The organism is Bradyrhizobium sp. ARR65, from assembly GCF_000472385.1.
GTDB lineage: Bacteria > Pseudomonadota > Alphaproteobacteria > Rhizobiales > Xanthobacteraceae > Bradyrhizobium.
In genome coordinates this window covers 1-9039 of record NZ_AWZU01000100.1, presented here as the reverse complement: position 1 = coordinate 9039, position 9039 = coordinate 1, and the positions used below count along the sequence as shown (strand labels likewise).

Annotated in this window: 8 protein-coding genes; 5 read left to right on the top strand and 3 right to left on the bottom strand. The window is 61.4% G+C overall.

Annotated elements, in window-relative coordinates; genetic code table 11:
* The 3 genes from F758_RS53710 to F758_RS0142130 form a co-directional block, all read left to right on the top strand.
* A partial coding sequence (locus tag F758_RS53710) for an MFS transporter small subunit (protein ID WP_198026709.1) occupies positions 1-150 on the top strand: 150 nt, incomplete at its 5' end.
* A 526-nt stretch (positions 151-676) separates the two neighbouring features.
* A complete protein-coding gene (locus F758_RS50585) occupies positions 677-1258 on the top strand; it encodes a hypothetical protein (protein WP_157450536.1) in 582 nt (193 codons plus the stop codon).
* A gap of 34 nt (positions 1259-1292) precedes the next feature.
* Positions 1293-2918, top strand: a complete 1626-nt coding sequence (locus F758_RS0142130; RefSeq protein ID WP_024513397.1) for an ABC transporter substrate-binding protein — start codon at positions 1293-1295, stop codon at positions 2916-2918.
* Positions 2919-3013: 95 nt separating this feature from the next.
* Here the strand turns inward: F758_RS0142130 and F758_RS0142125 are convergent, their stop codons facing one another.
* Positions 3014-3676: a glutathione S-transferase gene (locus F758_RS0142125; protein ID WP_024513396.1), complete on the bottom strand. Its 663-nt coding sequence runs from the start codon at positions 3674-3676 to the stop codon at positions 3014-3016.
* Between the two features lie 121 nt (positions 3677-3797).
* Between F758_RS0142125 and F758_RS0142120 the strand changes: the two genes are divergently transcribed.
* Positions 3798-4361, top strand: coding sequence for a TetR/AcrR family transcriptional regulator (locus F758_RS0142120; protein WP_024513395.1), 564 nt, complete (start codon positions 3798-3800; stop codon positions 4359-4361).
* Positions 4362-4416: 55 nt separating this feature from the next.
* Here F758_RS0142120 and F758_RS0142115 read toward each other — a convergent pair whose 3' ends face one another.
* On the bottom strand, positions 4417-6039 hold the full coding sequence (locus F758_RS0142115; protein ID WP_024513394.1) for a hypothetical protein: 1623 nt from the start codon (positions 6037-6039) through the stop codon (positions 4417-4419).
* A gap of 608 nt (positions 6040-6647) precedes the next feature.
* Here F758_RS0142115 and F758_RS0142105 point away from each other — a divergent pair.
* Positions 6648-8408, top strand: coding sequence for an adenylate/guanylate cyclase domain-containing protein (locus F758_RS0142105; RefSeq protein WP_035725185.1), 1761 nt, complete (start codon positions 6648-6650; stop codon positions 8406-8408).
* A gap of 392 nt (positions 8409-8800) precedes the next feature.
* Here F758_RS0142105 and F758_RS0142100 read toward each other — a convergent pair.
* Positions 8801-9039 (bottom strand): group II intron maturase-specific domain-containing protein (locus F758_RS0142100; protein WP_283805914.1); only part of this gene is annotated, 239 nt, incomplete at its 5' end.

Below are 9039 nucleotides of genomic sequence, written 5' to 3'. Positions count from 1 at the left end.
GCGCAAAAGGAGGCCGCGGTCCAGCATGGCTCGTTCGGCATCGGCAAGGGCGGTCTCGACCTCAAGGCCGCGCTGTTCTGGGCCTTCGTCGGCATCCCGCTGGCCTGGGGCGTTTACCGCACGTTGCTGAGCGCGGCCAAGATCTTCTGACCGCCATTCTGGCCAGCGGCTTGCTTGACGGAGGGACGCGTGGGAAGCGCGCGTCCCTCTCCGTTTCTTAGCAAATGGTTAACCTGATTGCCGCATTCCTTAACCACAGGTTAATTCATTGAAATCACAAGAGAATTTCATGTTGTCGACGGAGATATGCCCAATAAGCGGGGCTCATCGGCAAAGACTCAACGCGGTTCTGCCGCGATTTGGACTTACTCTTGACGCGTGCACGTCACTTCTCATTGAAAGAGGTGGACCGTCACATCGCGGGAAGCTGCGACATTTGCCTGGGGGCGCCAGGGGGCGGCAATGGAAGCGAGAACGACGCTGTGGTCTCGGACGCATTGTTGCGCTCCGATGCCGGCAGCATGGCACGGTGAGCCGGGTCTAGATCCGGCCGCGCGATATTTTGCGGCACGCCAGAGCGTCGCCGCTTTTCCCAGCCCCCTGTTGCTTCGAGCCTCTGGCCGGCGCGGCCAGAGGACCGGAACGTTACAGCAGTCACGCGTCAGAGGAGTAGCGTATGAGCGTGTTGAGTGAGCAAGAACCGACCAGCCCGCACGATCCATTGCACTATGCTCCCCGCCGCCGGGCGGAACGATCGGGCATCCGTCTGTCGACCGTCACTTCGGCTGTGGGCGAAACGCAGTTCGATAGTCCCTTCCGAGTTGACACCTCAAGCAGCCCCTTTTCCCCCTCGCTCGACGTCCCGTTTGAGGATGCCATCGGGGAGTCGCTGCGCCGCCACTTGGACCCCCAGGTGATGCCTGAACCGGCCGCGTTCGCGCGGGACGGCTCGCGACGGCGCAAATGGCTGATGGTGGGCGGTGGCATCGCCGCGGGCGTCGGTGTTGCGGCTGTCGCGGCCCTGCTTCTGGTCACGCTGATGCCCGCATCGCGGGACGGTGGCGCCCGTTCGGGATTTGCCGCGACCGCCGCCCAGCCACGTGGGGACGACGCAGCGAAAACGGCAATTTCCCAATTCCGATCGGTTCTCGTCTCTGGCGAGGGCGATCAGGCCGTGACGCGCGAACAACCGCAACAGCTCCTCGAGCGGTTCATGCAGTGGCGCCAGAAGACAGATTCCGCCCAACATCAGCAATAGGGGACATCACCAGGAGTAAGGGGGTAGCAACGCAATGACTGGTTACGCGTCCGACATCACCCAGGCGCGAAGCTCGCGGTGGCCCGCGCGCTGGGCGACAGCTTTGTTCAGTGCCCTGCTCGCGACTGCCGCGAGCGCAGCGCCGGCCGACAACATCAATGTGGTCCGCGATCTCGCGAGCCGGGTCGGGCCGATCATCGGCTCGGCTTTGGCCTGCCCTGATATTGCGCAATACCGAATCCTGACTGCCGCCAACAAGTTCCGTGCGGTGATCAAGGAAGCCTCCCCCAACGATTCCGACCGCGAGGATTTGGCGCGGCTGTTCGACCGCTATGTCAGCGATGGCCGCGCCGCCGTGACCACCGGAAAGATCAATTGCGGGGTGGCCGAGCGCCAGCTTGCCGATCTCGAACAATCCATCTCCACGCCGAGCTCCGCGCCGGCCGGATCCAGCGCCGCATCGGCGCTATCAGGCGTGATCGCGTCCGCCGCGGCGGCTACCGCGCCCACGGCGCCGCTGCCGCAGCCCGTCACCAGCACCGCGCGCGGCGTGACCGATCGCGAGATCCGGTTTGGCATCGTGGGACCGTTCTCCGGCGCCTCGCGCGAGCTTGGACGCCAGATGAAGCTCGGCATCGACACCGCCTTCAGCCGCATCAACGATGCCGGCGGCGTCGACGGACGGACGTTGCGGCTGATCGCGGCCGATGACGGCTATGAGCCGGCGCGAACGCTCGCTGCGATGAAGCAGCTCTACGAGAAGGACCAGGTGTTCGCCTATATCGGCAATGTCGGGACGCCGACCGCGGCTGTCGCCGTGCCTTACGCACTCGAGCATCGCACGCTGTTTTTCGGCGCCTTCACCGGCGCCAATATCCTCCGCAACGACCCGCCCGACCGCTATGTGTTCAACTACCGCGCATCCTACGCGGAAGAGACCGATGCGGTGGTGCGTTATCTGCTAAAGATCCGCCGCCTGCAGCCGAGGCAGATCGCGGTCTTCGCCCAGCAGGATGCTTATGGCGACGCCGGCTTTGCCGGGGTGGCCAAGGCCTTCCGCTCGCTTGGTCTGAACGACGGCGCAATCGTGCGCCTCAACTACAAGCGGAACACGGTCGATGTGGACGAGGCGGTCAATCTGCTCCGCGTGCAGAAGCCGGCCATCAAAGCCGTGGTCATGGTCGCGACCTACCGCGCCGCTGCGAAGTTCATCGAAAAGACCCGCGATCTCTATCCCGGCATGGTCTACACCAACGTCTCCTTCGTGGGCTCGACCGAGCTTGCCGACGAGCTGATGTTGCTGGGCCCCCGCTTTGCCAGCGGCGTGATCGTGACCCAGGTGGTGCCGGCGGTCGGCGGCTATTCGAGCGCGGTTCTCGAATACAAGAATGCGCTTGCCAAATATTTTCCCGGCGAAGCGCCCGACTACGTCTCGTTCGAAGGCTATGTGGCCGCCAACGTCCTGATTCAGGGCATCAAGCGAGCGGGTCCGCAGTTCGACACCGAGAAGCTGATCGACACGCTGGAGAACATGCGCAATCTCGATCTCGGTCTTGGCGCGGCCCTCAATTTCGGACGCGCGGAGCATCAGGCTTCGCACAAGATCTGGGGCACCGCGATCGACGAGAACGGCAAGTACCAGCCGGTCGAGCTCGAATAGCAGTGCCCACCTGATACAGACGAGATCATGATCCGATTCCGTCCAATCGGATCATGATCTGACGGCAAAACCCTTTAGCCGCCGCATGCATCCGCTCAATCCGTTCGACTGCTTGCTCTGGATGCCGATATCGATAGCTGGTTTTTTACGCTGGGACGCTCCTGCATCCTTGCGTACCAGGCTTGAAGAGCGTTGCACTCCGCGGGCACCGACAGTTTCACGATCGCCGCAAAGATCAGACCGCCTACGACCGTGATGTCGGCCATCGAGAACCCCTCACCGGCCACGAACGGCTGTGTCCTGAGAACGGCATCGAAGTAGCGCATCCCCCTCAGGGCTTTGTCGCGCTGACGCAAGCCCCACTCGGCGTTCTGATAAATCTCGACGTCAGGTCCAAGCCCCGGTGTGGCGTGGTGGAAATAGACACTGATGGCGTCGAGCAACTCCAGCTCGGCGCGTTTGCTCATCATGTGGATCAAGCCCTTTTCGCGCGCTGTCCTGCCGGTGAGCGTGGGAGCGCCATCAAGCGCGTCAAGGTACTCGGTAATGGCCGTGCACTCGGCGATGAATGTGCCGTCCTCGAGTTCGAGCACCGGTAGCGTGCCCGAGTAATTTTTGGCGAGGAAGTCGGGCTTCTTGTGCTCGCCTTTCCATAGATTGACCGTCACGAACTCGACCCGCGATTGCAGGTTCTTTTCGGCCAAAGCGATACGGACGCGAGCCGGATATGGACCGGTGGGCCAATCGTAAATCTTCATCATCAGCTCCTTTGCGGGCTCTACCTAACAGATGGTAGGCTCCGGATAGGGCTTTAAATTTGTTCGGTCAAGCCCTATCTATCACTTGGTAGGTTCGGTAGCGGAGAAGTGAGGCGATGAGATGAGTTCAAGCGCTAAGGAGGCCATCCTGGCGGCGGCCAAACGGACCGCACAGGCGCATGGCTATGGCGGCTTGAACTTCCGCGATCTCGCGGACGAAGTGGGCATCAAGGCCGCAAGCATCTACCATCATTTCCCGAGCAAGGCTGATCTCGGCGCAGCGGTCGCGAGGCGCTATTGGGAGGACACGGCGGCCCACCTGGAGGCGATGCTAGCCGAAACCTCGGATCCGGCCCGCTGCCTGCGTCAATACCCCGAGGTGTTTCGCAAATCGCTCGAGAGTGACAATCGCATGTGTCTCTGCAGCTTCATGGCTGCCGAATATGATGACCTGCCGGAAGCGGTGAAGCACGAGGTCCAGGCCTTTGCGGATGTCAACGTGGCGTGGCTAAGCAGGGTCCTATCGGCCGCGGCCGTGGTCAGTGCCGAGGAGAGCGAACCGCGGGCTCGCGCGATCTTCGCCGCCATCGCCGGCGCGCAGTTGATTGCAAGGAGCCGCTCGGACATCTCGCTCTATGATGCGCTGATCGACAACTATCGCGAAGCGGGTCTCCTACCGGTGTAGACAGCGCAATCCTTCCAGCCGACACGCGGCAGAGAAGGCCATCGCACGGGAGGCGTCAGTTCGCTAGATAGGACCTGGCCTCGTCCAGTTCGGGGCGCGCAGGACCGACGGGTTTGCTTAGTGCCACAAGCTTTCGGTAGGCGTCGTGAGCGGTCGCGGAGTCGCCCGTCTGTTTCGCGGCTCGGGCTTCGCCGAGAAGGCTGCGGAAGCGATTGGGATCGGTGCTCAACATCGCCCGGTACTCGATCAGCGCCGCCGCCGGCTGGTTGAGTTCGAGCAACAGATCGGCCAATAGCTCGCGCGCCGGCAGCACCGAGGACGGGGTGGCCGGGTGCTTGTCCATCGTGGCGTCCAGATCGACAGCGGCCCGCACCAAGGCGACGGCGGTTTTGTCGTCGTCTCGGACGTGGGCCAGGATGCCGGCGGCCGCCAAGCGCTGGACCTCGACCTGGTTGGCCCAATAGCTGTCGTTGTCCTTCAGCTTGTCCGCAAGCGATTGCAAGCGGTCGATCTCCGCCTCGGCGCCGGCGATGTTTCCAGTCCGCGCGTCGCCCAGCGCGCGAGCATAGGCGATCATCGCTTCTGCCCAGGGAAAGCGCTCAAGCGGGAAACCGATCGCCGGCTCGCTCAGCGCGGCGGCAGCCGGCCAGTCACGACGCTCGAGCGCATAACGAACCGGGATCGCGGCGACAGCGTAAGCCCCGGCCAGGTTCCCACCCTCACTTTGTCGAAAGCCGATAAGTTCGTCGACCACCTCCTTGGCCGGGCCATCCTGCGCGATCTGCAGATAGGCGTATTCGAGATAGTCCATCGTGTGGAGGGTTTCCTGGTCATAGCTCCCCGGCCCCCGGCTCTTATGCACATAATCAAGCGCGGCGGCGTGAGCGGCGCGATTGGAGTCGATCGATTGCTGCCACATGCCAAGCCGGGTGAAGATGTGCGACGGCATGTGCAGCGCGTGTGGCACGTCGGGTGCGACCTTAGCGTAGCAGATCGCGGCGTCCAGCCCCGCCGCAGCGAATTGTGGCGAGTCGTCGCTGTGGATCAGGTAATGCACGACGCCAGGGTGGTTCGGTTCCTGCTTCCAGATTTTGTTGAGGATCTCGGCCGCCTTTCTTTGGTTGGCAAAGGTCTTGTCGGTCTTGAGCGCACTGGCGTTGAGCGCCAACGCATAGAACACCGCGGCCTCGCGGTCGTCCGGGTAACGCTCATACACCTGCTGCATCGCCTTTTCGTAGGCGACCGCACGAGTCTGATGGTTGAGCTTGTCATTGTCGCGATAGAAGGCGGCGATCGCTGCGATGTAATCCGCCTCGCGCGGCGTCTGGGTCGGGGCCGCCATCGCCTTCGCGATCGCCTCGGAGCCGGCTTCGAGCGCGGCAGGCGATGGGGGGTACCACAGCGGATACCAATGACTCATCGCGATGCCCCAATAGGCCATCGCACAGCCGGGCTCGGAGGCGGCGATCGCGGTGAACTGCTTTAGCGCCTCGGGGTACCAGAACGAATGCAGAGTCCACACCGCGTGCTTGAATGCCTGTTGTGATGTCGGCCCGCAGGAGATTGCGAAATCGACTTCCTCGACGACCTTTGGCGCGGTGTCCGCCCGCCCCCCCTGCCACGGCAGCGCCAGCAGCGCGGCAGCAACGAAACCTGTTGAAATTCGATGATATCTCACGGCGATGCCCTCCCAACCTGTGCCTGCTCCACGATAGAGCCTGGAACGGCCAGTATGTGTCGAGTAGCTCACACTCGATATTCATTAGGAAAGACCTCAGCGTCCTTCCTCAAGTGCAATGCTCGCACTAGCCCGGGCGCGTTTTCTTCACGCGTTTTCTTCGCCTGTCTTTGCATAGGACGAGCGGCACCCGCTCAATCGTCGGCAGACTCAACGCCCAAACTCGGACCAGCGCAAGCGACGAAATCCGGCAGCTTCGCTGTCCCGTGGTCTCGTCCTCGGTGCCAGCGACAGAACAGACAGGTGTGTCCCGGATCTGTGCCCATCGCTTGTTGGGGCGCATGGTCCGGTGTTGGCCCATGGCGCCTACTTCCTAGGGCATGGCGGCCTGGGATTTTGCTCAGGCCGAGTTCTTCGCATTTGACCGGCAGCGGATGCGCAAGTCCGCCAACCCGACCTAGCGGCAATACGGAAGGATGCTGATGTTCCAGTTCGCTTTAGACCTAGTGGTAGTTGAACCCGAACGGAGCTAACATTCGGAAGTGTTGCGGCGATCCCCTTTTTCGAGGGGCCGTTTGTACGCGCCGGCTCGTGGCGAGGAGGACTCCTTGGCTCGCGAACACCTCTTGAGACGGCTCGTTGCGGTTTTTGCGGCCGATGTAGCTGGTTACAGTCGTTTGACTGGCGCGGACGAAGAAGGCACGCATCTAAGACTGCGGGAGCATCTGCAGGACTTGTTTGCCCCGAATATTGCTGCACATCGTGGGACCATCGTCAAGAATACTGGTGATGGGTTGCTGGCTGAGTTTGATAGCGTTGTCGACGCGGTACGTTGCGCCCTCGACATTCAGCACGGCATGGCCGGACGCAATGTGGCCGTGCCGTCAGATCAGCGTATTGAATTCAGAATCGGGATCAATGTCGGCGACATCATCAAGGATGCGGGCGACATATTCGGGGACGTTGTCAACGTGGCCGTACGTCTCGAAGCCATCGCAGAGCCCGGCGGTATTTGTCTTTCCGACGATGCTCACCGACACGTCCGAGATAAACTCGACATCGCCTGTGACGATGGGGGTGAACAAAGATTAAAGAACATCGAACGCCCCATCCGAGTTTTCAGGGTTAGGGATCGCGGCATCGCAGTGCGCCAAAGACCTGCCTTAGCGCTACCGGACAAGCCCTCCATCGCCGTCCTGCCCTTCCAGAATCTCAGTACCGATCCTGAACAGGAGTACTTCGCGGACGGCATCGTGGAAGACATTACAATGGCGCTGTCGCGGTTTCGCTGGCTGTTTGTGATCGCAAGAAACTCAAGCTTCACTTACAAGGGGCGCGCCGTCGATGTGAAGCAGGTCGGGCGCGAGTTAGGAGTTCGCTACGTAATGGAAGGAAGCGTTCGCAAGGCTGGCGCGCGTGTTCGCATCTCGGGTCAGCTTGTTGACGCGGAGACTGGAGCGCATCTCTGGGCGAATCATTTCGATGGTACTCTCGAAGATATGTTTGATCTCCAGGACCAAGTGACGGTCAGCGTCGTTGGTGCGATTGCGCCGAAGCTGCAGCGCGCGGAGATCAAGCGGGCTCTACGGAAGCCGATTGAGAACCTGGACGCATACGATCATTACCTGCGTGGGCTCGCGTGTATTCATCGGTGGACGAAGGATGGAAATAACGAGGGCCTCGGGCATTTTAGAAAAGCGATCGAGCTAGAACCGGGTCTAGCTGCTGCTTACGGCCTCGCTGCATGGTGTTATGTGCGTCGCAAGGCTCAGGGTTGGATGACCGATGCGACAGTGGAAAGTGGCGAGGCTACGCGACTGGCACGCAGGGCGGTCCTTATCGGCAGAGACGATCCGGTGGCGATGTGCTTGGGTGGATATGCACTCGCATTTATCGATCAGGAATTCGACGATGCTGCAACATTCATGGATCAGGGGCTCGCGGTTAATGCCAATTATGCGTCAGCCTGGATGCTGAGCGCCTGGCTTAGGGTGTGGAGAGGGGAACCAGATCTCGCGATTGACCACGCTGGGCGCGCGCGACGGCTGAGTCCGCTAGATCCAAGTATGTTTGGTGTCCATGCGGCGGCCGCTTGTGCTCATCTCCTGGCGCGCCGCTACGACGAGGCATCATCATTGGCCGATCAAGCCACTCGCGACCTACCGAGTTTCTTGTTGGGCATTTGTATTTCCGCGGCCAGCAAAGCGCTTGGGGGGCGGCTTGAGGAAGCGGGAAGAGTCATTTCGCGGGCATTTGAGTCTGATCCCGACTTACGGCTCTCCAGTCTCAAGCGCCTCGCGCCGTTCCGACGGTCCGAAGACTTCGCCATGTTTGCCGATGGCCTTAGCAAAGCAGGCCTTCCGGATTGAGGTTTCCTTCTGGCCCGAGGCCGCCCTCCTGATTGTTCTGCTCTCGCGCCGCAATTAGGAGATAAGCGGACATCCAGCGAACGGGCCGAAAATGTGCGAATGCCGAGTCGGCCTGGGGAATTTCACCCCGAGCCGCTCACAGATCCGGACTTGACACTCTCGCGTTTCCGCAACGTTCACCACCACGGCTTTTGACCGCAGCAGCTTGCGGTGGCTTGAGATCAGCACCTGATTGCCGACCCCGAAGGGCCCTCCTTCATCTCTCGTACAGTTCCGCATCGCCGTGTGGACCGGCGATGCTCGTGACACACGTCGAGTCGCCCGGAGGAATTTCACCTCCGGGCGCTCCCAGAACCGTGCATGACCCTCTCGAGTCACACGGCTCCCGATGTTCAGCCGTTGCCATGACATAGTGCCCAATGGGCGAAGAGCGTGGGTTTGGCACGGCGTAGCCGGTCAAACCAATCTCTGGCGCCTTTGGTCTGGTGACGCAGTCGCTTGAACTTGCGACGCGCCCACCGGATGACATAGGCATCGATCCGCTTCAGGGTCGGACGCAATTGCGTCTTGTAGAAGTGGCTGTAGTAGCTGATCCAGCCGCGGATGCACGGATTGTACATCTGAGCTAGTT

Coding starts and splice junctions, on each gene's coding strand:
- F758_RS0142130 (WP_024513397.1), top strand. CDS start 1,293: ATGACTGGTTACGCGTCCGACATCACCCAGGCGCGAAGCTCGCGGTGG.
- F758_RS0142125 (WP_024513396.1), bottom strand. CDS start 3,676: ATGAAGATTTACGATTGGCCCACCGGTCCATATCCGGCTCGCGTCCGT.
- F758_RS50585 (WP_157450536.1), top strand. CDS start 677: ATGAGCGTGTTGAGTGAGCAAGAACCGACCAGCCCGCACGATCCATTG.
- F758_RS0142120 (WP_024513395.1), top strand. CDS start 3,798: ATGAGTTCAAGCGCTAAGGAGGCCATCCTGGCGGCGGCCAAACGGACC.